Below are 25,452 nucleotides of genomic sequence, written 5' to 3' on the forward strand. Positions count from 1 at the left end.
GAAGTATCTACATTTTCTACAATCTCAATATCATTAATGTCTTCTGTTAAATTTGTAATACCAGACTTTAATTTTTTTATTGTCACATCTTCGTCTTTATTAACTTCAATCTCCTTAACTTGAGGTGTGAATTTTTCTGATTCATAATCTTTAACTGGCCTAGCAGTTAAAACTATATCAGAATTTATTTTAAACTCACTAGGATTATTAATTTTTTTGTATCCATCATACCAAGCAACTTCACCCTCGTATTTAAAATTATTTTCACCAATTAACTCTGGCTCTTTAGGTATGCTCGTAACTTCAGCTAATGAAACTCCACCTCTAACAGCATTCCTAGTAAAGGTTAAACCTTCAACAGTATATCCATTTTCTGATTCAAGCTTAACAACAAATATTCCTTCAGGTAAGGGTAATTTTTCCAAATCAATATTATCTGGTATTCTAAAAAACTTATTTATAAAAATTGCCTTAAATTCTCTGGCATTATCGTACATGTCAAAACTATCCCACGCTATATTTCCGTGTGCTCCATCATAACACCAATACCAGAATGTATTATTTTTTTCGTTTACAATACTAGGTTTATAATCACCAAATTTATAAGTTCCAGAATTCTTTTTAAAATAAAAATAAATTCTTTTTGAAGGAAAGTCTTTTGGGTCTGCAAACTCTTTTTGTTTTTCATTTGGAGAAAGCTGTCCTCTCCATCTACTTAAATATGAAAAAGAGGTAAACTCATTGTAATTATATCTTTTACTAAATTCTTCGACTTTATATCCATCTGGATCATATGCCGGTGTTCTTACAGTTCCATAAAAATATGGTGAATTTTCAAATCTTGATTTAAATTCTAGGGTATCACTTGTCCCTATGTCAGAAACCTTTTTATATTTTTTTAAATTAAAAGGATCTCTAAGATTATTACTTAACGACCATCCTAGAAATTTATGAATTTTCTTCTTTTCAGGATTACTTTCATTATTTTCAACTTCAAGTTTAGGCAAAATTAATTTACCATCCTCTTTATAATTTAAAACATCTGACCATCCGGCACTTTTAAGAACATAAAATGTTTTTGACTTTTCTTCGTCAGAAGAATTTTCATTTGTTGTAATGTTATTTCCATACTCGTCTACTAGTTTTCCATATTCTATGACACCATTAACCTTTTTTGTTTCTGGTATAAAAATTATTTTTACATACTTATTCCTTACACTTTCATCTGGCAATGTTTCTGTCACCAAGGGAAGGTCTATATTTTCTTCTGCCGCTTTTGTCTCATCAACCGGAGCTTTAATTGGCAAGTTTTGATTTAAGTTTTGATATGTAAAATCTTTGCCTGCTGCCCACGTTGGACTCAGGCTGGAAGTTAAAATTGCAAGACTTGTCACAAGTGAAAATGTTTTTCTGTTCATTCTTAGCCTCCTACTTTAATTCATGTCCCTCTTCTTTATTCAAAATATAGAAAAATTTAATTTAGGAATGCGTTTTCTCTAACAATAATTATAGCAAAGATAAAGCTCTTCTTCTATAAGAAATAAAAAAGAAGTCAGTTACCTGACTCCTTAATCTAAAATTTTCATTTGTAAAATAATTCATTTCACATAAAAAATTCATAAATGAAATAAATTTTTAATAGGTGAATCTTCTAAGTTCGTCCACTATCTTCTTGCCTCCAGAAATTATTCCGCCCCTTCTTTCTGAAGTAACTTCTTCTCCATGCATATTGATTACATGTCCACCAGCTTCTCTCACTATTAAAGTTCCAGCAGCATAGTCCCAAAGGTTTAAGTCATCTTCAATAAAGGCATCGTACCTTCCACAGGCTGAGTAGCACATCTCAAGAGCTGCAGACCCAATTCGTCTTATCCCATTAGTGTTCTCATAAATATATCTCATCATTTCAAAAGTCTCATCAACTCTTCCCAGTCTTCCTCCACCTGTTCCTGCACCAATTAATGAATTAGCAAATTCTTCATTGGATGAAACTTTGATTTCCTTACCATTTAATTTTGCTCCATGGTCCCTTATTGCTGAGAAAAATTCATCCCTATAAGGATCATAGACTGCTCCTATGACAAATTCAGATTTTTCCATAAGTGCAAGAGAAATAACTGAATGTTGAAAACCGTGGACCAAGTTGCTGGTCCCATCAACAGGATCAAGGACCCAAGTGTAGTCTTTTATATCTGCACTTGACTTGCCCTTTTCTTCTGCCAAGAGGTTGGAGCTTTCTATTAATTTTAAAAGTTCTTCTTCTAAAACTTCTTGAACCTTAAAATCAACTTCTGTGACAAAATCATTTCTCCCCTTCATCTCAAAGTTATTTTGAGGGTCTAAGTCAAAGAAAATTTTGGAGGCTTCCTTCATTAATTTTTCTATTTTGCCTAAAATTTCATGATAATTTATCATTCTTCCTCCACTCACTTAATTGATTTTATTTCCTTAAAGAGATCTTCTCCATCCCTAATTATATTTTCACTACCAAAGGCAGTTAGATAATTTTTCTTCATAGCTTCATCAAAGATTTTTCCATAGGAATTTAATTTTTCTAAGTTTGTTTCCAGGGCTTCTTTCTTAGATTTTTCTAGATCTTCAACCTTAAGTCCTGTAATAAATCTTGAAAGGTTGATGTCTCCCACTTGTTCTGGAGAAAGTAGTGGGTCAAAGGAATTCATTGATCCAATAATAAAGTTTTTAAGATCCTCATCTGACATTTTTACATTTTCTACAAAGCTTCCAATAGAATCATAAACCTTAACAGTATTTTTTAAATTAGGGTCCCTGTAAGAATAAGTTGCCATGTCGCCAGACCTTCCTATAGTGATTCCTCCACCATAGGCACCACCCTTGGCTCTTATTTCATTGTGCAGGTAGGATGAGTTTAAAATATTTGCTAGAACTGTTAAGTCTCCCCTGTACTTTAGACCCAAGTCTTCAAGGTTGTAACCCTTTGATACATAAACAACATTTGAAGTTGTGTAAAGTCCTTCATTCTTATTATTTCTTTCGAATTCATAATCTGCTGGCTTAATATTTTTCATTTCTAAGGAATTGATATATTTTTCAAGCTCAGGCTTAATATTATTTAAGTCTTCTAGGTTTCCTGCAGTAGAAATTATTAAGTTATCTCTAACAAAGAGTTTTTCATAGATTTTTTCTGACTCTTTTTCAAAATCTTCCCACTTTTCTTCAAAGTTTTCTACTAAATCTCTCATGAAGTCGTAATAGTTTAGTCCTCCAATATGTGATTGGATGTCAGCAACTCTTGAGTAGTAGGATTTTAAAATTGAAATTATGAATTGGTGGCCATTTTGTAGCATTGTGGACTCAATTCTTGATTTTAAAATATTCAAAAGTTCCTTAATTCTCTTTTTAGAATCAAGAAGCGAATTATTCATAATTTCATCTATAATTTCAAGACCTCTTCCTAGCTTATCTGCAGTAGACTTCATCTTGATATTCATCCTAAGGACATATTTTTCTTTGTCCTTAGCATCCACATAAACAGATGGGTTAAAGGAAATTCCTCCCGTTGCCTTGTAGATCTCGTTGTTCAACTCTTCATAAGTGTAATTTTTTGTGTCAATTAGGCCAATTAGTGAAAGTAAAAGGGACATTTTCTCCATTTCTTCTTTTTCAATAAAGGAAATATCATGAGAAAGTGTAGTGTAGACAATTCCATTTGTCTCTTGATGAGTTTTTAAATAAACTACATCTCCAAGCTTGTCTTCTTCCACTGGATATTCAGTGACCTTTTCATCAATGTCAGATAATTCTAGAGAAGGAATGGTGTCCTTGTTTTCTTGAGAATCTTCTTGATTTTGATATTCTTCAAGGTCTCTTGATTTTTTTACAATTTCTTGGATTTCTTCATCAGACATTTTTGACTTAAGCTCTTGAAGTTCTTTCTTTAATTCTTCCTCTTCCCTGTGATTTTTATTTAGCTCTGGTCTTGCAACTAGATTTACAGAATACTCATTGTCCAATAATTTTTCCTTGATATAATTTTCTACAAAACCATCATCTAGTTTTTCCTTAACTTCACTTAAAACGTCGTTGTAATAAAGGGCATCAAGGGGTGATTGGTCATATAACCAAGAATTAAGGGCCCTAATATAATATATTATTGCCTTTTGAGTTCCTCCACCCTCTCTGAAGATAAATTCAAATTTATTTAAAGTTGCTTCAAGTAGGTCCTTATCGATTCCTTCCTCAACTAATTTTTCAAGACTTTCTCTCAATATTTTTAAGAATTCATCTTTCTTGTCGGCCTCAGTATTTTTTAAGACAATTGATAGATCTAGAGGAAGTGATGAAGAAGTTTCTGAATAGACATCTTCAGCAAGTCCTGCATCAAAGATTGCCTTCTTAAGTGGTCCCCCTTGAGCATCAATTAAAAGTTCTGCCAAGAAGTCACGCATAAAGACATCCATCTTGGAGTCAGCATAACCAAGAGTCCAACCCTTGGATAAATAGTCTATCTTGTCCTTCATTTCTTCCTTTGATGCAGAAAAAGTTATTTCTACATCTTTAGTTTTCTTTATTTCATCATTTAAGATAATTTCAGAATTAATTTCAGCCTTGTCAAAGTCTTGTAAATAATTCTTGTCAATAAAGTCCAAGGCCTCTTCCATATTTTGATTTCCATAAAGGTAAATATAAGAGTTTGATGGGTGGTAGTATTTTTTGTGGTAGTCTTTAAACTCCTCATAACTTAGACTTGGAATGAGTTTTGGATCCCCACCAGAGTCAACTCCATAGGATGAGTCTTCATGAAGGGCAAAGACCATAGCATCAGACACAAGGTTTTCTGATGCAGAATAAACTCCCTTCATCTCGTTATAAACAACTCCATTGTATTTTAAGTCGTCTTCCTTGTCCTTTAGTTCATAGTGCCAGCCCTCTTGTAGAAATATTTTCTCTTCTTCATAAATTGCTGGGTGAAAAACTGCATCAAGGTAAACATCCATCAAGTTGTAAAAGTCTTTTTCATTTCTTGATGAAACTGGGTAAATTGTTTTGTCTGGAAAAGTCATAGCATTTAAAAATGTTTGCAATGATGACTTAATTAAATCCATAAAAGGTTCCTTTGTCTTAAACTTTCTAGAGCCAGAAAGAACACAGTGCTCAACAATGTGGCAAACACCATTTCCTCTTTCAGGTGGTGTCCTAAAGCCAATCCCAAAGGCCTTGTTGTCGTCATTGTTTTCAAGAGTTAAGACTCTTGCTCCTGTCTTTATATGAGTATAGACCTTGCAGTTAGATGCAACCTCGTCTATATATTTTTCTTCGATTAATTTATAATTATTCAAGTTAATCCCTCCAAAGTCCATTATACTTGTTAAAAAACAATTTAACAAACTAGAATTAAGTGACTATTTATTGGGTAAAGGCTAAGAGAGGTGAAATTATGTCAAGAAAAAATGACATCAAAAAACTGGCTCTTGCAGCTGCCACAATTTCAGCAGCCATATTTGCTGCAAAAAAAGCTTCTGACGATGACGTAAAGGTCCTAATGCCAAATCGTGACGAAGAGTCCCTTGCCTATCTCTTGGGAGATGGATTTGGCAACTTAGCTCTTGCCTATGGCCTTATTAACCACGCAAACTTAGACCCAAAAAATATAAATATTTATACAAAGGCCTTTAATGAATTTACAAATATAAATGAAGATGAAAATACCTATGTGACTTTTGACAATAGGTTCTCTGAATATAACTTTAAGAATACTCTCGAACTTTTAAAAAATATAATGACTGAAGAAGAAATTCTTGAAATATATGAAAAAATTGCAAAAAAAGAAAGCCCAAGGATTATGGACTTGTCTATGAATTCATCTTATAAGATTGATGAAGTAGATGAAGCCAGCAAGAAAAAAATTTACAAGCTAATGCTCTCTCCCCTTGACTTGGAAACTGAGTCAAGTATTGAAAAATACTTCTTGTTTTCAGACTTCTTGAAATCAAACTTTTACTACTACTTGGCAAATATTTACAATTTAAAGGCCACTTCTCCAGTCAAGGAACTTAGAGAAGGTCTACTTGATTATATTGGTTCTCAATCTTACTTTACTTTAGACAGCAAGCTTATTTACGAGAAGCTTCGCTCCTACTTGGAAAAAAGTGGAGTTAACTTCCTTGATGGCTACAAGTTTCTTGAATTTTCGTCAGAAAAGACTCATGTGAACAAGCTTGTCTTTGAAAAAGATGAACAGGTTGAGGAAGTCTATACTGACTTAAAGGATATTATTTCTATTGAGTCGCCAACTTATTTGGACAACCTGTCCCTTGGCAACATAAGAGAAGTCCCGGAAAATATTTTAAACACTTATTATTCTGGAGAAAAAATGTCAACTAGGGACATCTACAAGGAAATTAAGGGAAAGACTTCCGATTCGGGAATTTTATACGTAAACTTTAACTTCTCTGAACCGATTTTCTTGGAAAAAATTAAAAGTAATCTAAGAGATAGTGACTTATTTATTTTTAAATCTAAGTCAGGAATTTCTGCAAAAGTCATTGATAATAGAATTATCTTAAAGGTCATGAACCCCAACAAGAATTCAATCTTTGTGGGAGATGTATTTAAGGCCCTTAACGGTGAAGACTTTTTCTTTGAGCTCATAAAACTTTTTGGACTTGAAGACGATTATGGCGAATTGAGGCTTAAGCTAAAATCTGTCTCCATATCCCTTATGGAAAACTACAAGAAGGTCTCAGGAGAAGTTTACAATAAGAAGGTAAATCAAATTTCAAATTTAATTTTCCTATCATCAAAGTCTTATGACTTTGGAGAACTATACTCAGTGGAAAAATTAATTAAAATGGGATTGAAAAGTTCCCACGAGCTAATGGGGATTGACCACCTAGAAGTTTTTGAAAATAATCTTACAAAAATGGAAATTTTAAAATTCCTTAATAACTTATAAAAATAAAGTGCAGAGATGCACTTTTTTTATTTTCTATTAAGTTTTAAGATGTTCTTTATAAGTGTAAAAAATTTTGTGAGTCCATAATTATTGCCAAGCCTTAAAATACTTGTGACTTATTAAATATTTATGACTTAATAAACAATTACGACTTTGCAAATAATTATGACTAATAAATAATTACGACTTTGCAAATAACTATGACTAATAAATAATTACGACTTTACAACTTATTATAAGCCCACAACTTTTTACAAGCCTAGAAAATTAAAGAAATAAAAAAATCTAAGCCATGAAACATTTTAATTCATAGACTTAGATTTTTTATTTTCTAACTTATTCCAAACCTAAATTTGGATTTGCAAAATTTTTTTCATCAAGATTGCCAGCCATGTATTCATAATAAGCTGCCGAAGCAATCATAGCAGCATTGTCTGTGCAGAGCTTTAAGTCAGGATAGAAAATTTTAATATTTTCTTCGGCACCCTTTTCTTCAAAGGCTTCTCTTATCCTAGAGTTTGCTGAAACTCCACCGCAAAGGACAATCTTACCCATATTTTTTTCTCTTGCAAGCCTAAAAGATTTTTCAAGTAAGACGTCAACCACTGCTTCTTGGAAGGACTTGCACACATCTTCTATGACAATTTCTTCTCCACGAAGCTTAGTTGAGTTTAAATAATTTAAGACTGCAGTCTTAAGTCCAGAAAAAGAAAAATTATAATTATCTTCCTTGATCATTACCCTTGGGAAGTCTATAGTTTCCTTGCCTTCTTTTGCAAGCTTATCAACTATTGGTCCACCTGGATAACCAATCCCCATGGATCTTGCCACCTTGTCAAAAGCTTCACCCACTGCATCGTCAACAGTTCTTCCATGAAGGGTAAAGTCAACATAGTCCTTGACTTCAATTAAGTAGGTATGACCACCAGAAATTATTAGTCCAATAAAGGGTGGCTCCAAGTCCTTAAAGGAAATATAATTTGCACAAACGTGTCCCACAATGTGGTTGACCCCAACAAAGGGTTTATTTGTTGCAATGGCAAGGGTCTTTCCTGCACTCAATCCCACAAGCAGGGCTCCAATAAGTCCTGGACCCTTCGTGGCTGCAATAATATCTATGTCCTTGAGGTCCACTCCTGCCTCGTCAAGTCCTTCCTTTAGGACTGTGTTAATAGCTTCAACATGTTGTCTTGATGCAATTTCAGGTACAACTCCACCAAATTTTTTGTGGGTATCAATTTGGGATGCAATCACATTGGAATAAACTTTTCGTCCGTCTTCAACAACAGCAACAGAAGTTTCATCACAAGAGGATTCCACTGCCAAAACTTTCATCTCATCACTCCCTCCACATTATATAGGCATCTCTGTCAATGCCGTAATAATCTTTTCTCACTCCTTGGATTGTAAATCCAAACTTTTTATATAAATTAAAGGCGACCCTATTTGACTTTTCTACCTCCAGGGTCATCTTGTAAGATTCTCTTTCTGCAAGATCAATTAGACCTTCAAAAAGGTCATTTGCAAGTTTTTGTCCACGATAATTTCTTCCAACAGCTACATTTCCTATGTGAATTTCATCATAAATCCTCATAAAGGAAATGAATCCGCCTATTTCACCATCAACTTCAACTACTAAAATATCTGAAAGTTCATCAAAAATTACGGCGTTCTCGATGGATTTTTTTGACCATGGATTTTCAAAGGTCTCAACTTCAATTTCGTGAATCCTATCTATGTCAGACTTATTTGCCAGTCTAGTGATTTTTTTCATACTGGGCCTCTGCCTGAGAAAGTTTTAAATAATTCGGTACAAGACCAAAGACATCAACAGGTCCTTTCTTTTTATATTCTATTAGACCTAGTCTTGCAATGTTAGTCCCCTTCATACCCTTGTTCTTGGATAATTTTCCTTGAGGAATATCTCCTAGGAACTTTTCTGCATCGAGTCCCACAAGAGTGACTTCATCATACTTATCTAATTCTTCCTTAAACCTTTCAAAGGCCAAGAGGGAATCTTCAAATAAAACTTCTGGATCCTTGTCATTGTCAATTATAGATCCATAGACATTTCCACGTCTCGCATCGACAATAGCAGCAACCTTGCCGTAGTCTGACATCCCATTTGCAACAAGAGAAGAAACTCCAATTAAGTCCTTATCAAGTGAAAAGGCCAAGACTTTGGCAATAGTAATACCAATCCTAAGTCCTGTAAAGGATCCTGGTCCTACTCCCACTGCAATTAGGTCAATATCATCAAGGGAAAAATCAAACTTTTTAAAAATTTCTTCAATCATATCTGTCACAGATTCTGAATGAGAAACCAGGCCTCTTAAGTTATATTCAGCTAGGACCTCATCATCTTCAATTAGTCCAATAGCAGTTGTTCTTGTGGAAGTATCAATTCCCAAAACTTTCATCTAATTTCTCCTTCAATTCATCAAACCTATTTCCAACATAATTTATATCCAAGTCCCTCTTATCATCCTGGGACTTAATATTTATCTCCATATACTCTTCTGGTAGGGCATCCCTAATTTTTTCAGCCCATTCCACTATAGTAACTCCATCAGAATAAAAGTATTCATCAAAACCAAGATAGTCCACATCAACCATGTCATCAAGCCTATAAGTGTCAATGTGGTATAAGTCAATTTCGCTATAATATTCATTTACAATGGTAAAAGTAGGGCTTGTAACATAGTCATGGATCCCAAGTCCCTTGGCTATGGACTTTGTAAGAGTAGTTTTGCCTGCTCCCAAGTCACCATTAAGGCAGACAACATCTCCTGGTCTTAAGTTTTCTCCAAGAAAGAGTCCAAATTTTTCTGTCTCTTCTAAATTATTTAAGCTTATCATGTAAATCCTCAAATACATTTTCAGAATATTCAAAGGGAACTTTCTCTGACTTTTCTTCGGCTGGATGACCTATGCCAATTATGCACTCAACATCAAACTTATCTTCAAGGTCAAAGAACTTGTGCAGAAATTCTTGGGCAGGAATTCCACTTTCATGTTTAGAATCAGTCACATTGGCCCAAGTTGCCCCAAGGTCCAAGTCAGCTGCTGCAAGTAAGATATAAGTTGCAGCAATAGATGCGTCTTGGTGGTTGGTGTTTGGTGCAATCTCGCTATCAGTTACTATGGCAATGGCTACATCAGCTCCAGCCAAGAACTTGGCACTATTTACCTTATAATTAGAAAGTTCTTCCAATCTTTTTTTATCTCTAATAATTATATATCTAACTGGGTTTCTGTTTTTTGCCGTTGGGGCATGAAGTGCAATAGTTAAGATTTCTCTCAAGTCTTCTTCAGAAACTTTTTCATCAGTAAATTTTCTTATACTTCTTCTCTTTTCAACTAAATCTAAAAGCATATTATCACCTCAAAATATTATAACACATAGTAATTTTAAATTTAAAAATTTGCAAGAAAAAAGAGGGACTAGCCCTCTTTAACTATTCTTTATACATGCTTTCTTCATAATCTGGTCCATAACTATGAAATTCTATTGCTTTCTTTTCTTCTGTCACAAGGTCCTTGTACCAAGTTGGAAAATCTGTTGCATCATCGTAAACCATCTTTTGCCAATCTTCGTCAGTGAGTCTGTCCTTATCTAAAAATTCGTAATAAGAGAAAGTTCCTCCCCTACCCATGTAAAGTTTATCTTGGTGAGGATAGATAACAAAAATTTCCATTGGCTTCCCTGTTCCTATGTGAGAAATTTCGTCTTCAGGAAGACCCACGCTGTTCTCTACAACTCTCATTAGGTCAACTACTACTGGCATCCTCCTGTCAGTTGCATTTTGGATTTCATACCAATAAGAAATATTATTTTCATCAGATGACTCAACGAAGTCAACCATTATTCTTTCCATTTCTCCACCAATGTTTAGTAAATCAATAATTTCTTCTTCAGTAAGTGGCTCATTTTGAAGTTCCTTAATAGAAATGTCTCTAAATTTAATAACCATAGCTTGGAAATTATTTATTTTTTCTTCATACTTTTCACTTAACATGTCTCGATTTTTTAAATTTACCTTTGTAAATTCAAGAAGCCAATTTAATTTTTCGTAAAGTTCTACATTTGGTTCAACATAGGATTTTGGAATTTCAAAATCTCCTCCGCCACCCATTTCAGCCATGACTGCCTTGCCATATAAAACTGTGTCGTGTTTTAGTTCTGCAAATGATCCAAGAGCAGATACTAGGTCCTTTCTTTCCCAAGCATCATTTCTCATAAACATTGGATAGCCCTCTCCAAATTTTTGGTCATAGGACTTTAGCATCCATAGCCATCCACGGTACATATTTTTTTGCCAGTCTAAGTCTTCCATCTTCTTCACACTTGAAATATTTTCATCAGTTTTTTCCTTGTACTTATCCCAGTGAGAATTGTAGGAATCATTATCTAAAATTTCTCTCGCCTTTTCATTTTCAAAGGCAGCCATAAGGTCCAAGCCAGAATATATTGGTCTATCAGATGGGTGATTTTGGCTCGCAATATCAACAACATTTTGCATCAATACGCTATCCATAACTGCTCTTTGTGGCATATACCTAAAGGACTTGCCCATAAAACCAGCAACTTGTGGATCTGGATAGGACTTTAAGACTGTGTAAGCTTTGCTTAAATTTTTATTATCATCTAATTTGTTAATATCAAAATCTTTTCCATAAACTCCATAAAGTGTTCTTGCAAATTCTCTTATAGAAAGGTCATCAGCAGATTCCACCATAAAATCAATTGGCTCAACTAAATCTTCCCAATTTTTTAAAATTCCAGGATTTTTATAAATTGAATAAGTTAGAAGAAGTCCTTGCAAGATACTGTCTTCATCAGGCTTGCCTTCATTCTCTATAAAGAGTCCAACTTGACCAAAGTACATTGTGCCTGAAAAATATTTTTTTAATTCTTCACTTCTAGTGTAGTGGCCTCTTGGTTTAAGTTGTGAATAGTCAATGTCCCTTCCACTTATATTAGATGGCCAAACTTCTCCTTGTGATACATTTTTCATCTCTTCGTCAACTAATTCCTTTGCCTTTCCTGGCAAATTTTCTGGCTCGCTTACCAAGATTTTAAGCCCAGTTGCTATAAAGGCAATGTTTCTATTTTGAATTTCTTTTAATCTTTCATTTTTTATTTCACTTAATAGATTTATATTTTCTTCAAGCAATTTTTTATTTAGGTCAATAGACTTTGGATAGAGCTCTTCCTTTTCCAAATTTCTCAAGAATCCATCGTAGAAAATATGGAAGATGTGAGTTACTGAATCAGTTGTCACAAAACTTGCTAATTCTTTATATTCATTGTCTTCATAAACTTGGTGAATTTGGTCAAATTCATAATTCCAAGGATCTTCCATGTATTCATTGTCTTCTAAATTTTTTGGCTTAGTAATTACAAAACCATTTTTTAATAGCATTTCCTTTTGTCTTTCTGTAAAATCTCCAAAGTCAGAAAAATTTTCTACATTGGAAAAATCTTTTGCAACTGTATAATCTTCAAGACTTGGTGTAAATTCAGAAAGTTTGTAATCAATATAAGCAGTTTTGTTTTCCATTTCATCTAAAAATTTCGTATCTTGTAATTCAATCTTTGCAGTTTCCTTTTCTGGCAAAGGTCCCTTATCATTTTTACAGGCTGATAAAAGAGTAAGTGTCAAAAGTGAAGTCACAAGTATTTTTTTCTTTACTTCCATTTTACTTCATCTCCTTCTAAATATAATTCGCATTTCTTTCCATCTATCTCAACTTTTTTCTCCTTGTCTAAAAACTTAGGCTCATCCATTAAGACCTCACTTCCATGATTTCTCTCGACAGCGAAATTTGTCCAGTCATAGACACCAAATAGATAATTGCCATCAAGGTTTTTTTCTATAGAAATAATTTCATCATATCCATCTCCATCAAGATCACACAAGTTAAAATCTTTTATAGGGTTATGAAGTCTTGAGATTCTTAATTTTGGCCTTAACTTTTGATTTTTAAAGTCAATGTTATATAGGAAGCACCTCCTGTCAAACTTTTGATCAAAGGGAGTTTTTTTATAAACTCCAAGTGCAAGCTCAATTGGACCTCCATCCACATTAGCTAAGTCAATCTTCCAGGGCCTAAGATCACTGACATCAATAATAAATTCTTCGTTTTTATTTTTAATCCTCAGTTCACTTCCATACTTGTCATCAAAAGAAATGATTTCTACCGAAAGATTAGCTTGGCTTGCACTATCTATAACTTTAGCTTCATTGCCTCTACATCCTGTCAAAAAAACAAGTAAAAATATTAAGTACTTCATGCTTTTATTATATCATTTAATTTAGCAGTTTATTTATATAAAGTTTTTTTTAATTTATTATTTATAAAATTTCAGACTTACTTAATCAAAAATTTTATGAGATTAACTCTATTTAAATATTTTTAATCTTAAATTATAAAAAATTACAAAATAAAAAACCCAGGAAATTTTCCTGAGTTTTCTATATCTTAAAGAGTTTCTTTTAGATTCTCTTAACATTTAATTTCAAATAAGAATTATTATTCATTATCTGTGTTTTCTTCAGTTGCATCTTCGTCGATTAGATCAGCGTCAAGATTTGCATCTGAGAAATTAAGTCCTAGCATTTCTCCAATAGTCATATTGAAGTCATCTTGTTTAGGTTCTTCAATTTTCTTTTCTCTCTTTGGAGCTCTTCTTTCTCTTCTAGGTTTTCTTTCTCTTGGTTTAGCTTCTTCGCTTTCTTCTTTTTCTTCTGGTTCAATTAGAGCCTTGATTGAAAGAGAAATCTTTTGATTTTCTTCATCAATGTCAGTTACCTTAACTGTAACTTCTTCACCAATAGAAAGTTTATCTTGTGGTTTTTCAACGTGTTCTCTTGAGATTTGAGAAACGTGAAGTAGACCATCAACGCCTTGTTCAAGTCTTACGAAAGCACCGAAGTCAAGTAGGTTTACAACCTTACCCTTAACAACGTCGCCAACTTTAACTTCTTTAGTAAATACATCCCATGGTTTTTCCATAGTTTGTTTTAGTCCAAGTGCGATTCTATTCTTTTCTTTATCTACATTAAGAACTTGTACTTTTACAACATCTCCAGGTGCTACTACATCTGAAGGGTGTTTAACTCTGTTCCAAGAAAGTTCAGAGATATGGATAAGTCCATCTACTCCTCCAACATCTACGAATGCACCAAAGTTAGTTAATCTTTGTACAGTTCCTTCGATAATGTCTCCTTCTTCAAGCTTGTCATATACTTCGTCACGAATCTTGTCTAATTCTTCTTGAAGTACATTCTTTCTTGAAAGAACAATTCTTCTCTTTCTCTTATCAAAATCGATAATTTCAGTTTCGAATTCTTCTCCAATGAATTTGCTTAAATCTTTTTGGAATCTAACAGAAACATGAGATGCTGGTATAAATGCATTAAGTCCTCTGTAATCTGCAGTAAGTCCGCCCTTAACTTGATTTTTAACAGTTACTGTTATGTTTTCTTTGTTGTTATAAAGTTCTTCAACTTCATCCCAAACCTTCATGTCAGCAACTCTTTTTGTTGAAAGGACAACATTGCCGTCTCCATCATCCATCTTTAGAACGTAAACATCAATTTCTTGACCTTGTTCATAAAGATCTTGAGGATTTACATCAGGTCCTCCTGCAAGTTCATCTCTTGAAATGATACCATCTGATCTGTATCCAAGATTAACCATTACTTCTGAATCAGTTATATATAAAACCTCTCCAGTTACTACTTCGCCACGTCTAATTCTCTTAAAAGAATTTTCGATGGCTTCCATCATCTCACCTTTGTCAAAATTTTCCATCCTACTAACAGCCTCCTTGATTACCGATTCCGGTGTGGATGCTCCGGCGGTAATACCTATTTTATTAAATTTTTTAAATATATTTAAATCAATATCTCTAATGGACTGAATTAAAAATACATTTTTACAATTTAATTTCGCAATTTCTGCAAGTTTTTTTGTGTTGGAAGATTTTTTGCCGCCAAATACAATTAGAGCGTCAACATTTTTTGATAAATTCCTAACACTTTCTTGTCTCTCGAAAGTTGCATTACATATAGTATTATAAACTAAAACTTCATCTTTTGAAATATCTTTTATAAGATTTGTTGCTTTTTCGAAAAAATCTACATTATTTGTAGTTTGTGAGACAATAACTAGCTTTCCCTCTGGAATTTTTATATCTTCCAAATTTGAAATAATTGTTGCAGAGTCATTGCATCGAGAATTTATTCCCACCACTTCAGGGTGGTCTTGATTCCCAATAATTACTATATTATAACCTTTTTTGTAGAAATTATCTACTATATTATAAACTTTTTCTACCTTGGGGCAAACACAATTTATTATTTCATTATTTTTTTCTTCTACTTTGTCTAAAATCTTTTTGTGGACTCCGTGACTTCTTATTATTACCTTGGAGTTTTCAACATTGGTGTCATCAATTGTCACAACTCCTAAGTCTTCAAGTTCTTTTACTACTCCTTCATTGTGAACAAGGTCGCCATAGGAATAGACTCCCTCACCTGCATTGTCAAAGGCTATCTTAACAGCCCTTTTTACTCCGCCACAAAATCCATGCTTGTCAGCTACAATAATTTCCATTTAACTTCATCACCATATACTATTCTCATTATGTCTTGAGAAATATTTTCAAGCTCCCCTGGAGAATATTTTATTTCCTTATTAATTTTTACAGGCTCCCTAAAATAAATCCTGGTCTTCCTAAAGGGCTTGTAGTTTCCCTCAATATAAACTGGAAGGACCCTTGAATTTGTCTTTTGAGCAATTAAGGCAATGCCAGACTTTATTCTCGTGTAGTCAGCTTCCTTTACTCTAGTTCCTTCAGGAAAGATTCCAAGAACATCTTCATTTTTTAAAATTTTTAGAGATTTTTTTATGGCTGCTAGGTCATTTCCCTCTCTATCAATGGGAAAGGCTCCAAGCTTAGTTAAAAAACCTCCAAAAAATTTATTTTCGAATAGTTCCTTCTTCGCCATCCAAAAAATTTGTCTTTCAAAAATTGCTGAAATGGCCACTGGATCTAGGTTGCTCTTGTGATTGCCACAAATTATTAATCTTTCAGAATCTTGTGGAATATTTTCTCTTCCATGGACTTCGAGCCTATAGATGTGTCTCATAAAAAATCCCACAATTCTCCTAACAGTAAAGTAAAACATACGTCACCTTTTTATATAAGAAATTATTTTTTCAATTGTCTCTTCAGCATTTAAGTCTGTACTGTCAATTAAAATTGCATCTTCTGTTTGAATAAGTGGAGAATTTTCCCTGTGAGAGTCATTATAATCTCTCACTTTTAAGTCCTCTAAAATTTCATCAAAAGATACCTTGTCGTCATCAATTTGCTTATACCTTCTCATAGCACGAGTCTCTACATCAGCAGTCAAGAAAAATTTATATTCAGCGTCTTTTAAGACAACTGAGCCAATATCTCTTCCCTCCATGACAACGTCCTTGTCTCTTGCAATTTCTCTTTGCATTTTCACAAGATAGTCTCTAATAATTTTCTTTTTGGACATCTCTGAAGTCTTATTGGAAATTTCATTTTCTCTTATTTCCTTTGAGACATCTTTTCCATCAAGAAAAATTTTATCTCCCTCAAAAGATATTTTTGTGTTTTTAAGAATATCTTCATAAGAAGACTCATCTTCCTTTAGAAGCTTAAGGGTAATTGCCCTGTACATAGCTCCTGTGTCAACGTATAAGACCCCAAGTCTCTTTGCAATTTCCTTTGCGAGGGAACTTTTCCCTGAGCCTGCTGGTCCATCTATTGCAATTTTCATTTTTACCTCCAAAAAAAATCACTACTTAGCGTAGTGACTCTTATCATTGTTATTATATTTTATTTTCTGAAATAAGTAAAGGCTTAGAGATTTATGCCACAAGAGTAGCCTGTTGAATTTGCAATTTGTATGTTAAATCCACCTGTTAGTCCATCAAGGTCCATGACTTCACCAATAAAGTATAAGCCTTTAACAAGTTTTGACTCCATAGTCTTTGGGTCAATATCCTTAACGTCTATTCCGCCACTAGTTACTATTGCCCTGTCAATATCATCGAGACTAGCAAAAATTAATTTAAAGTTTTTAATTGTTTTTACAAGCTCTTCTCTTTCTTCTTTTGTAATTTGATTTATCTTTTTGTCTCCAGGAATTTTTGAAGAATCAAGAACATAAGCAATCAAATCTCTTGGAAGAAGATTTCTCATCACATTTTCAATATTTTTATTTTGATTATCTTCAAAATCTCTCAAAATCCTACTGTCTAACTTTTCTTTTGAAAGGGCTGGCTTTAGGTCCAGATAAAGTTCAAAATCATTAATTCTATTGATTTTACTTGAAGTCGTTAGGACAATGGGACCTGATATTCCCCTGTGAGTGAAGAGCATCTCACCAAATTCTTTTGAAATAATTTTCTTATCTTTCTCAACTCTTAACTCAACATTTTTTAAGCTAAGTCCTGCCAAATCAAAATTATTTGAAAGATTAATTCCAATTAATCCTGGCTTGGGCTCAATGATTTTATGACCAAACTCTTTTCCAAATTTGTAGCCGTCCCCAGTTGACCCTGTGAGTTTATAAGAGATACCGCCACTTGCAATTACCACCTTATCAAATTTTTCTCTGCCATTTAAGATAAAGGTCTCTCCATCTTTTTTTATGGACGTAACTTCTGTATTAAGTCTTACTTCAACCCCAACTTGTCTAAGCTTTTTCTCATAGGTCTTTATAACGTCAGATGACTTGTCACTTGCTGGGAAGACCCTGTTCCCTCTTTCAACTTTTAGGGGCAGGCCAAGGTCTTCAAAGTAGTAATAAGTTGTGAAGGGTGAAAAAGAATAAATTGATGAGAACATAAAGGAAGGGTTCCTCACAAGATTTTTCATAAAATCTTTTTCGTCAGTGTAGTTTGTTAAATTGCACCTTCCCTTGCCAGTTATAAATAGTTTTTTGCCAAGTTTTTCATTTTTTTCAAAGAGGACAACTTCATGATTTTCTTCTGCCTTAATGGCACACATCATGCCGGCAGGTCCTCCTCCTATAATTCCAATTCTCATCTAGTCACCTTCTTTTCGATTAAGTAAACAATGGGTGGATTGTGTTTTTGATTATAGAATTCTCTCTTCTCTACTTTAAAAATTTTTTGATCAAGAGTTTTTAAAAATTCATCGACGCCTTCTCTCTCTTCAAAAGAGTTTTCGTGACCCAAGTATGAAACTACAATTATTATTCCTGCTTCATTTATTCTGTCTGTTGCCTTTTTCAGTGACTCAATTGTTGAGTCTCTTAAAGTTGTAATCTTTTTATCAGACCCTGGCAAAAATCCTAAATTATAAATTACCAGGTCAAAACTCTCCACCCTATCAATATTTGCATGAGAGTCTAAAAATAATTCAAAGTTTTTAAAATCTTTTAATAATCCTTTAGTCTTATTGATGGCCTCTTCTTGGACGTCAAAGCCATAGACAAACCCATTTTGTCCAACAGCTTCTAAGAGCTTTAAGGTGTCATTGCCTTTCCCCACAGTTGCATCTACTGCAATTTTTCCTAAAAAATTATGAGATAGGACTTCATCCACTATCTCATAATACTTTTCTTTCACTATCATTTTAATCCCTTTAGATATTTAACTTCTTTTTCATTTAGATATCTGTAGTTTCCTGGCTCAAGGTCTAAGAGCTGAATTTCTCCCATGGAAATTCTCTTTAGCTTCTTAACCTTATGGCCAATATAATCAAACATCCTCTTAACTTGATGATTTTGTCCTTCAAAAATTTCTATTTCAAGAATGGAATCTTGCTTGAAGGATTTTAAAATTTTTACATTTGCTGGAGAAGTTTTTAGGTCCCTAATATCAAGACCTTCTCTTAAGAGAGAAAGCTCACGAGCATTGGGAGTCCCCTCAACAGTTACAATATATTTTTTCCCAATTTTATATCTTGGGTGCATCATGATATTTGCAAGTTGACCGTCATTTGTTAGAAAAACTAGGCCAGTTGTGTCGATATCAAGCCTTCCCACTGGGTAAACCCTGTAGTCATCAGGCACAAGATCAGTGACAGTTGGCCTGTCTTTTTCATCTGATGCAGAAGTTACAACTCCTATGGGCTTATTTAAAATCATATAAACTTTTTTGCCTTCAAGTGTTAATCTTTTTCCATCGAGGTAAACCCTATCAACGTTGGGGTCAACCTTTGTTCCAAGTTCTGTCACAACCTTGTCGTTAACCTTGACAAGTCCCTGCTTTATAAATTCTTCGCACTTTCTTCTCGATGCAGCTCCACAATGAGCCATATATTTTTGTAATCTCAATTAGATTCCTCCTCTAATTCCTTTAAGTCAGGTAGCTCTTCCAAGTTTTCCATCCCAAATTTTTGTAGAAATTTTTCTGTTGTTGAATAGAGATTAGGATGACCAATCCTATCTAGTTTGCCAGAAATTTCTATTAAATCAAAATCCAAAAGTCCCTTAATAGTTGAGTCGCAGTTAACTCCCCTTAGTTCTTCTACCTCTAACTTTGTCACTGGCTGCTTGTAGGCAATAATAGAAAGAGTCTCAAGAGCAGGCTTTGAAAGATTTTTTTCATTTTTTTCTTGTATCAAGTTTTTTAAGTAGGGCTCATTTTCTTGCTTAGTTCCCAGTTGAAACTTCCCGTCAACTTCTCTAAGCCTTAGGCCCGATGTCTCGTCCTTATAATTTTCTTTCATCTCCAAAAGAATTTCTCTCGCATAGTCTTTCCTAAGTTCTAAGGTAGATGCAAGGTCCTCTAAGCTTATGGGATCGCCCCAGATGAAAAGAATTGATTCAATTATTGATTTCAGCCTGTTCCTGTCCATTGTACTCTCTCTCTTTTATTAAAATATCTGCAAAATTATCACTTTGATCTGCATAAATATATTCATTCTTAATAAGTTCCAACATTCCCAAGAAATAAGTGATGACATCCACCTTGTAAACTATATCATGGAGTAAGTCACTAAATTTTATCTCCTTATTCTTGTGAAGGGCAAGTTTAATCTTTCTGGCAGCATCTTCCACCTTGAAATATTCTCTTTCAATTCCCACAACTTTCTTGTCCTTATATCTTTTTAAAATATTAAAAAAAGCAAGGGAAAGTTTATCAACGTTAGAATCCTTTAAAAAGTCCAGCTCATTCATGGAAAATATTTCTGTCCTAAGCTTATAAAAGGACTTTGACTCATATTCTTCCTGAACTTTTAAAATTTCTGAAGCTTCCTTATACCTCTTGTATTCCAAGAGACTTTCCACCAAGTCCTGTCTCGGGTCATCTTCAACCTCCCCATCTTCATCAATCTCCTCCTTCTTTGGAAGGAGCATCTTTGACTTTATCTCCAAAAGAGTTGAAGCCATTAAAATAAAATCTGAAGTGAGAGTTAGGTTTAACTTCTTCATGTTCTCAATGTATTTTAAAAATTCTTCAGTAATTTTAAAAATCGGTATGTCGTAAATATCTATTTCATTTTCTTTTATTAAATCTAAAAGAAGATCCATTGGACCTTCATAAGTTTTTAAAACAATATTGTATTCCATAAATTAATTCCCAAAGAAATAATTCCATTGATTATTCCATAGACAATTGGCCCAATAAATTTGTCAACAAGTCCAGAAAAAATCATTATAACTAATACAAAATAAAAATATTTTTCATACTTATAAAATTTGTATTCTAAATTTTCTGGCAAAAATGTCGCCAAGACCTTTGACCCATCAAGTGGTGGAAGGGGCACAAGGTTAAAGACTCCAAGCATAATATTATACCAAAAGATTGATGTGAAAAGAGGCACCAAGGCAGATGACTTGTAATTTAAGTAAACTAAAATTATTCCAGAAATTAGTCCAAGAACAAAATTTGTAAAGACTCCTGCAAGAGAAACTAAGAGTGATGCTATTTTCCTATTTCCTTTAAACCTATAGGGATTAATAGGCACGGCCTTTGCCCAGCCAAACCTAAAAATAACCATAGAAATTAAACCCACAGGGTCAATGTGATGCAGTGGGTTTAAGCTAAGTCTTCCGTCATCCTTTGCAGTTGTATCGCCACAGAGATAGGCCACGTAACCGTGAGCTATCTCGTGAGGAATTATTGCCACCATTAGGGCAACAATGTTTATTAGTATTGATACAATATCTAACTTATTCATCTCAATCAATCTCTTCTATAATTAATTTGTAATCTTCCTTTTTATCAGAAAAAGCATAGGCAGCCTTGATTCTCTTAATTGCTCCCTCAACTTCATTTTCCTTTTCAGTGTAAATTGTGGCAAGCTTGTCGCCCTTTTCTACAAGGTCTCCAATTTTCTTATGAAGATAAATTCCTGCGCTTAGGTCAAGCACATCATCTTTCTTGTGTCTTCCAGCTCCCAAGTCTCTTGATGCTATTCCAATTTCAATCGCCTCAATGGACTTTACATATCCAGACTCTTCTGCATAAATTTCTTTAATAATTGAAGATTTTTTAAACTTGTCTGTATCATCGATGTAAGACTTGTCTCCACCTTGAAGTTCAACCATTTCTTTGAACTTTTCAATTGCAGATCCATCACTTATCTTTCCTTCAAGAACTTTCATTGCCTCTTCTTCAGAAGATGAAATTCCTTCCATAATCATTAGCTTAGCTCCAATTCTTAAAGCAATATCTTTTAGATGACCTTCTTTTTTTCCCTTTAGGATATTTATAGCTTCAATAACTTCTAGGCTGTTACCTATGGCATCTCCAAGAGGTTCTTCCATAGAAGTTATAATTGCCTTAGTATTACGTCCGAATTTTTTGCCTAGCTCTACCATTAATTTTGATAATTCTACTGCTGATGGAACGTCCTTCATAAAGGCACCATTTCCAACCTTAACATCTAAAACTAGGGCATCTGTTCCTAGGGCAATCTTTTTTGAAAGTATAGATGATGCTATTAGACTGACATTGTCTACAGTTGCTGTTGCATCCCTTAGGGCATAGAGAAGTTTGTCTGCAGGAACTATGTTTTCTGTTTGACCAATAACTGCAATATTGGATTTTTTTAGGATTTCAATAAAATCTCTTCCACCAATATTTATGTCAAAGCCAGGAATTGCCTCTAGCTTGTCAAGAGTTCCGCCTGTGTGACCAAGTCCTCTTCCACTCATCTTAGCAAAAACAAGTCCCACTGATGCAAGTAAAGGTCCTAGGACTAAGGTTACTGTGTCTCCAACTCCACCTGTTGAGTGCTTGTCAACTTTTGATCCAGGAACTTCTGATAAATCTACAGTTTCTCCTGAGTCAATCATTGCCTTTGTGAGATAGTATGTTTCATCCAAATTCAACTTATTAAAATAAATAGCCATTAAAAATGCAGAAACTTGGTAATCAGGAATATCTCCCTTTACATAATTTTCTACAAAAAACTCTATTTCATTTTGATTTAAAACTTTATTTTCTTTTTTCTTTTGAATAATATCTAAAAAATTCATTAAATTTCCTCAATTATTTCTTTTAATAGTTCTTTAAATTTACCTGCGACTTCTTGGCCAACTTCAACAACTTCTGTGTGGTCAAGAGGAGTGTCTAATATACCTGTAGACATATTTGTTATAGTTGAAATACCTAGGATTTTTAGACCCCTGTGTCTTGCAATAATTGCTTCAGGCACAGTACTCATACCAACAGCATCAGCTCCAAGAATCCTCGCCATCCTTACTTCAGCTGCAGTTTCGTAAGAAGGTCCTGTGAAGTACATGTAAACTCCCTCTTGAATGTCTATTCCTAGTTTTTTTGCAGACTTTTCCGCTACTTCAATGAGGTCTTTGTTGTAAAGATCTGTCATATCAGGAAATCTTGGTCCAAGGTCTTCATCATTTGGTCCAATTAGTGGGTTCTTACCCATTAGGTTAATGTGGTCATTTATAATCATAAGATCTGCTGGTTCAAAGTCAGTGTTAACTCCACCTGCTGCGTTTGTTAGGATTAGGGTTTTTATTCCAAGACCTGCAAGAACTTCTATTGGATAAACAACTTCTTTGATGTCATAACCTTCGTAGTAGTGAATTCTTCCCTTCATTACGCAAACTTCTTTTGAATTAATTTTTCCAAAAATTAGTTTTCCATCGTGTCCCTTAACTGTAGAAACTGGAAAACCAGGAATTTCTGTATAAGGAATCTCGATTTTATCTTCAATGGCATCGGCAAAATCACCTAGGCCAGATCCCAATACAATTCCAATTTCAGGCTGATTTTTTATTTTTCCTTTTATATAGTCAATTGATTTATTCATTGTTCCTCCTAAAGTTATTGTAGTAAAGAATTCCTGCTACACTTTTTGAGTCGTTTATCTCTCCTAAGCTAACAAGTTTTAAGGCTTCCTCAAATTTTATTTTTTCAACAGAAAGATGCTCAAACTCATCAAGGTCTTGGTCGCCTAGAGTCAAGTCTTCTGCATAAAAAATAAATAATTTTTCATTAGTAAAGCCTGGAGAAGAATAAATTTCTGCAAGATAGTCAGACTTCTTGGCATCATAGCCAGTTTCTTCTTTGAGTTCTCTTAAGGCAGCCTTTTGAGGTTCCTCTCCAAAATCAACCATGCCAGCTGGTATTTCGTAGATTTCCTTATCAATGGCCTTCCTATATTGTTTTATAAGTATAATTTCATCTTCTTCAGTTATGGCAACTATGCCAACAGAAGGCTGTCTTTCCACTATTTCTCTCTTAGTGTACTTTTGACCTTCCATCTCAACAGTATCAACCCTTAGTTGCAGGACCTTACCGTCAAAGATTTTTGTTGATTTCATAGTTCTTTCTTCATAATTTGAATTTGTCATTTAATCACCAATCATTTCCTTTGCAGTTTCAATTGCAATTTCACTTATATTCATACCGCCAATTAATCTAGCAACTTCATTAACTCTCTCGTCGTAGCTTAATTTGTCAATTGTAGAAATTGTGCTATTGTTAACCACATCTTTTTTTATTGCAAAGTGCGTGTCCGCAAGGGCAACAATTTGTGGTAAGTGAGAAATTACTATAACTTGTCTATCTTTTGAAACTTCCTTTATCTTGTTTCCAACTATTTGAGCTGTCTTTCCACTTATACCCGTATCTATCTCATCAAACACAAGTGTAGGGATATTGTCCTTTTCTGCAATTATGGACTTAAAGCCAAGCATAATTCTTGACATTTCACCACCAGATGCCACCTTTGCCATTGGCATAAGGTCTTGACCAAGGTTTGGTGCAATTAAGAATTCAATCTTGTCAATCCCATCAAAGGAAAGGTCTTTTTCTTTTATATCAATCTTAAACTTAGCGTCTTTAATATTTAACTTGTTGATCTCTTCTTCAACTTTTTTCTCGAGAATCCTTGCAGTCTTTTTCCTATTTTGGCTAATTTTTTCCGCAAGTATTAAGGCTTCCTTCTCTTTTTCTTTGATTTTCTTTAAAAGTTTATTTAAATTGTCTTCGAAGTTTTGTAAAAATCTAAGTCTCTCGCTTATTTCATCGAAGAAAATATTTATAGTCTTAACATTATTTCCATACTTTAATTTTAAGTTGTTTACAAGGTCTATTCTTTCTTTTAAAAATTGAAGTCTTTCCTCATCAATCTCACTGGAGTTTATATATCTATCAAGGTCTTTTGTAATATCAGATATCCTAAATCTTATATCCTCTAGGTTTTCTTCCACTTCTTTTAAGTCCTTGTTGTAGCTTGTGACGTCAACCACATTGGCAATCACCCTGTCCAAAATGTCTTCAAGAGAACTTGTCTCGTAGCCTTCATTTATTAAAGACTTAGCCTCAGATAATTTTATCAAAGTGTCTGTCATATTGTTGAGGACGTTGAAGTCATCATAAAGTTCTTCATCATCATAATCACTTAGGCCTGCATCTTCAATTTCTTTAATTTGGTACTCAAGAAGGTCAATTTCCCTGTCCTTATTTTGTTCCATATTGGACTTTTCATTATATTCATTTTTTAAAGAATTTATTTCTTCTACAAGTTCCTTTAAATCAGCAAGTAGTTGTATCTGACCCTTGCCTGAGAAGTCATCAATCAATTTTAACTGATTCTTGTTGTCCATTAGGGAAATAGATTCATGCTGAGCAAAAATATCGATAAGATGGCTGGAGATTTTTGATAAAATTTGAGATGTAACAGTCCTGTTGTTGACCCTAGTAATGCTTGGTCCCTTTTCACGAATCTCCTTTGAAACAACAACTAAGTCTCCTGAATCAATTCCATATTCAAGGAGAAGATCCTTAGTTTCTTCATCATAAGAGGAAAAAACTGCCTCAATAAAGGCCCTGTCCTTACCTTTCTTTATAATATCCTTGTTGGCCCTTTGACCAAGGACAAGACCAAGGGAGTCGATAATAATTGACTTACCTGAACCTGTTTCTCCTGTTAAAACATTGAGACCAGATTCAAATTCTATTTTCATATTTTCAATTATTGCAAAATTCTCGATATTTAACTCTAAAAGCATATTTCA

Annotated in this window: 24 protein-coding genes; 1 reads left to right on the plus strand and 23 read right to left on the minus strand. The window is 33.8% G+C overall.

The window, feature by feature from the left end:
* The 3 genes from HMPREF3023_RS06645 to HMPREF3023_RS06655 all read right to left on the minus strand — a co-directional run.
* On the minus strand, window positions 1-1,418 hold a 1,418-nt coding region (locus HMPREF3023_RS06645), incomplete at its 3' end, for a hypothetical protein (protein ID WP_168165802.1).
* A 217-nt stretch (window positions 1,419-1,635) separates the two neighbouring features.
* Entirely contained in the window at window positions 1,636-2,415 is a 780-nt protein-coding gene (locus HMPREF3023_RS06650) for an inositol monophosphatase family protein (protein ID WP_070701904.1), read from the minus strand.
* A gap of 11 nt (window positions 2,416-2,426) precedes the next feature.
* Window positions 2,427-5,318 carry an insulinase family protein gene (locus tag HMPREF3023_RS06655; RefSeq protein WP_070701906.1) on the minus strand — a complete coding sequence of 964 codons (2,892 nt, stop codon included), beginning with the start codon at window positions 5,316-5,318 and terminating at the stop codon, window positions 2,427-2,429.
* Between the two features lie 98 nt (window positions 5,319-5,416).
* On the opposite strand from HMPREF3023_RS06655, the gene HMPREF3023_RS06660 reads away from it, so the two are divergent.
* The gene (locus tag HMPREF3023_RS06660; protein WP_070701908.1) at window positions 5,417-6,934 is read left to right on the plus strand and encodes an oleate hydratase; all 1,518 of its coding nucleotides are present in this window, start codon (window positions 5,417-5,419) and stop codon (window positions 6,932-6,934) included.
* A gap of 336 nt (window positions 6,935-7,270) precedes the next feature.
* Here HMPREF3023_RS06660 and tsaD read toward each other — a convergent pair whose 3' ends face one another.
* The 20 genes from tsaD to recN all read right to left on the minus strand — a co-directional run bounded on the left by tsaD (window position 7,271) and on the right by recN (window position 25,446).
* A complete protein-coding gene (gene tsaD, locus HMPREF3023_RS06665; RefSeq protein ID WP_070701910.1) occupies window positions 7,271-8,269 on the minus strand; it encodes a tRNA (adenosine(37)-N6)-threonylcarbamoyltransferase complex transferase subunit TsaD in 999 nt (332 codons plus the stop codon).
* Between the two features lie 4 nt (window positions 8,270-8,273).
* The gene (gene rimI / locus HMPREF3023_RS06670; protein ID WP_070701912.1) at window positions 8,274-8,708 is read right to left on the minus strand and encodes a ribosomal protein S18-alanine N-acetyltransferase; all 435 of its coding nucleotides are present in this window, start codon (window positions 8,706-8,708) and stop codon (window positions 8,274-8,276) included.
* Entirely contained in the window at window positions 8,692-9,354 is a 663-nt protein-coding gene (tsaB, locus tag HMPREF3023_RS06675) for a tRNA (adenosine(37)-N6)-threonylcarbamoyltransferase complex dimerization subunit type 1 TsaB (RefSeq protein ID WP_070701914.1), read from the minus strand. The genes rimI and tsaB overlap by 17 nt, the downstream gene beginning before the upstream one ends.
* Window positions 9,335-9,793: a tRNA (adenosine(37)-N6)-threonylcarbamoyltransferase complex ATPase subunit type 1 TsaE gene (gene tsaE, locus HMPREF3023_RS06680; protein ID WP_070701916.1), complete on the minus strand. Its 459-nt coding sequence runs from the start codon at window positions 9,791-9,793 to the stop codon at window positions 9,335-9,337. The genes tsaB and tsaE overlap by 20 nt, the downstream gene beginning before the upstream one ends.
* Window positions 9,777-10,310, minus strand: coding sequence for a nitroreductase family protein (locus tag HMPREF3023_RS06685; protein WP_070701918.1), 534 nt, complete (start codon window positions 10,308-10,310; stop codon window positions 9,777-9,779). Before HMPREF3023_RS06685 ends, tsaE begins: the two co-directional genes overlap by 17 nt.
* Before the next feature lie 82 nt (window positions 10,311-10,392).
* Complete coding sequence (locus tag HMPREF3023_RS06690; protein WP_070701920.1) at window positions 10,393-12,636, minus strand: DUF3160 domain-containing protein; 2,244 nt, start codon at window positions 12,634-12,636, stop codon at window positions 10,393-10,395.
* A complete protein-coding gene (locus tag HMPREF3023_RS06695) occupies window positions 12,627-13,202 on the minus strand; it encodes a hypothetical protein (RefSeq protein WP_246829199.1) in 576 nt (191 codons plus the stop codon). The genes HMPREF3023_RS06690 and HMPREF3023_RS06695 overlap by 10 nt, the downstream gene beginning before the upstream one ends.
* A gap of 269 nt (window positions 13,203-13,471) precedes the next feature.
* Complete coding sequence (locus tag HMPREF3023_RS06700; RefSeq protein WP_070701924.1) at window positions 13,472-15,559, minus strand: bifunctional 4-hydroxy-3-methylbut-2-enyl diphosphate reductase/30S ribosomal protein S1; 2,088 nt, start codon at window positions 15,557-15,559, stop codon at window positions 13,472-13,474.
* Window positions 15,544-16,134 (minus strand): lysophospholipid acyltransferase family protein, encoded by a 591-nt coding sequence (locus tag HMPREF3023_RS06705; protein ID WP_070701926.1) that lies wholly within the window; start codon window positions 16,132-16,134, stop codon window positions 15,544-15,546. Before HMPREF3023_RS06705 ends, HMPREF3023_RS06700 begins: the two co-directional genes overlap by 16 nt.
* A 3-nt stretch (window positions 16,135-16,137) precedes the next feature.
* Entirely contained in the window at window positions 16,138-16,758 is a 621-nt protein-coding gene (cmk, locus tag HMPREF3023_RS06710; RefSeq protein WP_070701928.1) for a (d)CMP kinase, read from the minus strand.
* Window positions 16,759-16,841: 83 nt separating this feature from the next.
* Window positions 16,842-18,032: a BaiN/RdsA family NAD(P)/FAD-dependent oxidoreductase gene (locus HMPREF3023_RS06715; protein WP_070701931.1), complete on the minus strand. Its 1,191-nt coding sequence runs from the start codon at window positions 18,030-18,032 to the stop codon at window positions 16,842-16,844.
* Window positions 18,029-18,583, minus strand: coding sequence for a tRNA 5-(aminomethyl)-2-thiouridylate-methyltransferase MnmM (locus HMPREF3023_RS06720; RefSeq protein WP_070701933.1), 555 nt, complete (start codon window positions 18,581-18,583; stop codon window positions 18,029-18,031). Before HMPREF3023_RS06720 ends, HMPREF3023_RS06715 begins: the two co-directional genes overlap by 4 nt.
* The gene (locus tag HMPREF3023_RS06725; RefSeq protein ID WP_070701935.1) at window positions 18,580-19,287 is read right to left on the minus strand and encodes a pseudouridine synthase; all 708 of its coding nucleotides are present in this window, start codon (window positions 19,285-19,287) and stop codon (window positions 18,580-18,582) included. Before HMPREF3023_RS06725 ends, HMPREF3023_RS06720 begins: the two co-directional genes overlap by 4 nt.
* Window positions 19,284-19,811 carry an SMC-Scp complex subunit ScpB gene (scpB, locus tag HMPREF3023_RS06730; RefSeq protein WP_070701937.1) on the minus strand — a complete coding sequence of 176 codons (528 nt, stop codon included), beginning with the start codon at window positions 19,809-19,811 and terminating at the stop codon, window positions 19,284-19,286. The genes HMPREF3023_RS06725 and scpB overlap by 4 nt, the downstream gene beginning before the upstream one ends.
* Entirely contained in the window at window positions 19,780-20,526 is a 747-nt protein-coding gene (locus tag HMPREF3023_RS06735) for a segregation and condensation protein A (RefSeq protein ID WP_070701939.1), read from the minus strand. The genes scpB and HMPREF3023_RS06735 overlap by 32 nt, the downstream gene beginning before the upstream one ends.
* On the minus strand, window positions 20,505-21,137 hold the full coding sequence (locus tag HMPREF3023_RS06740; protein ID WP_070701941.1) for a site-2 protease family protein: 633 nt from the start codon (window positions 21,135-21,137) through the stop codon (window positions 20,505-20,507). Before HMPREF3023_RS06740 ends, HMPREF3023_RS06735 begins: the two co-directional genes overlap by 22 nt.
* Before the next feature lies 1 nt (window position 21,138).
* Window positions 21,139-22,440 (minus strand): thymidine phosphorylase, encoded by a 1,302-nt coding sequence (locus HMPREF3023_RS06745; protein WP_070701943.1) that lies wholly within the window; start codon window positions 22,438-22,440, stop codon window positions 21,139-21,141.
* Window positions 22,440-23,240: a purine-nucleoside phosphorylase gene (locus tag HMPREF3023_RS06750; RefSeq protein WP_070701945.1), complete on the minus strand. Its 801-nt coding sequence runs from the start codon at window positions 23,238-23,240 to the stop codon at window positions 22,440-22,442. Before HMPREF3023_RS06750 ends, HMPREF3023_RS06745 begins: the two co-directional genes overlap by 1 nt.
* Window positions 23,233-23,784 carry an NUDIX hydrolase gene (locus HMPREF3023_RS06755; RefSeq protein WP_070701947.1) on the minus strand — a complete coding sequence of 184 codons (552 nt, stop codon included), beginning with the start codon at window positions 23,782-23,784 and terminating at the stop codon, window positions 23,233-23,235. The genes HMPREF3023_RS06750 and HMPREF3023_RS06755 overlap by 8 nt, the downstream gene beginning before the upstream one ends.
* A complete protein-coding gene (gene recN, locus HMPREF3023_RS06760) occupies window positions 23,785-25,446 on the minus strand; it encodes a DNA repair protein RecN (protein ID WP_070701952.1) in 1,662 nt (553 codons plus the stop codon).
* Window positions 25,447-25,452 lie beyond the last annotated feature (6 nt).

The organism is Peptoniphilus sp. HMSC075B08 (assembly GCF_001815405.1).
GTDB lineage: Bacteria > Bacillota > Clostridia > Tissierellales > Peptoniphilaceae > Peptoniphilus_A > Peptoniphilus_A harei.

Bases quoted from the DNA above. Each gene is read 5' to 3' on its own strand.
- HMPREF3023_RS06650 (WP_070701904.1), bottom strand. From the start codon at position 2,415: ATGATAAATTATCATGAAATTTTAGGCAAAATAGAAAAATTAATGAAG.
- HMPREF3023_RS06660 (WP_070701908.1), top strand. From the start codon at position 5,417: ATGTCAAGAAAAAATGACATCAAAAAACTGGCTCTTGCAGCTGCCACA.
- tsaD (WP_070701910.1), bottom strand. From the start codon at position 8,269: ATGAAAGTTTTGGCAGTGGAATCCTCTTGTGATGAAACTTCTGTTGCT.
- rimI (WP_070701912.1), bottom strand. From the start codon at position 8,708: ATGAAAAAAATCACTAGACTGGCAAATAAGTCTGACATAGATAGGATT.
- tsaB (WP_070701914.1), bottom strand. From the start codon at position 9,354: ATGAAAGTTTTGGGAATTGATACTTCCACAAGAACAACTGCTATTGGA.
- tsaE (WP_070701916.1), bottom strand. From the start codon at position 9,793: ATGATAAGCTTAAATAATTTAGAAGAGACAGAAAAATTTGGACTCTTT.
- HMPREF3023_RS06685 (WP_070701918.1), bottom strand. From the start codon at position 10,310: ATGCTTTTAGATTTAGTTGAAAAGAGAAGAAGTATAAGAAAATTTACT.
- HMPREF3023_RS06690 (WP_070701920.1), bottom strand. From the start codon at position 12,636: ATGGAAGTAAAGAAAAAAATACTTGTGACTTCACTTTTGACACTTACT.
- HMPREF3023_RS06700 (WP_070701924.1), bottom strand. From the start codon at position 15,559: ATGGAAATTATTGTAGCTGACAAGCATGGATTTTGTGGCGGAGTAAAA.
- HMPREF3023_RS06705 (WP_070701926.1), bottom strand. From the start codon at position 16,134: ATGTTTTACTTTACTGTTAGGAGAATTGTGGGATTTTTTATGAGACAC.
- cmk (WP_070701928.1), bottom strand. From the start codon at position 16,758: ATGAAAATTGCAATAGATGGACCAGCAGGCTCAGGGAAAAGTTCCCTC.
- HMPREF3023_RS06715 (WP_070701931.1), bottom strand. From the start codon at position 18,032: ATGAGAATTGGAATTATAGGAGGAGGACCTGCCGGCATGATGTGTGCC.
- HMPREF3023_RS06720 (WP_070701933.1), bottom strand. From the start codon at position 18,583: ATGATAGTGAAAGAAAAGTATTATGAGATAGTGGATGAAGTCCTATCT.
- scpB (WP_070701937.1), bottom strand. From the start codon at position 19,811: ATGGACAGGAACAGGCTGAAATCAATAATTGAATCAATTCTTTTCATC.
- HMPREF3023_RS06735 (WP_070701939.1), bottom strand. From the start codon at position 20,526: ATGGAATACAATATTGTTTTAAAAACTTATGAAGGTCCAATGGATCTT.
- HMPREF3023_RS06740 (WP_070701941.1), bottom strand. From the start codon at position 21,137: ATGAATAAGTTAGATATTGTATCAATACTAATAAACATTGTTGCCCTA.
- HMPREF3023_RS06745 (WP_070701943.1), bottom strand. From the start codon at position 22,440: ATGAATTTTTTAGATATTATTCAAAAGAAAAAAGAAAATAAAGTTTTA.
- HMPREF3023_RS06750 (WP_070701945.1), bottom strand. From the start codon at position 23,240: ATGAATAAATCAATTGACTATATAAAAGGAAAAATAAAAAATCAGCCT.
- HMPREF3023_RS06755 (WP_070701947.1), bottom strand. From the start codon at position 23,784: ATGACAAATTCAAATTATGAAGAAAGAACTATGAAATCAACAAAAATC.
- recN (WP_070701952.1), bottom strand. From the start codon at position 25,446: ATGCTTTTAGAGTTAAATATCGAGAATTTTGCAATAATTGAAAATATG.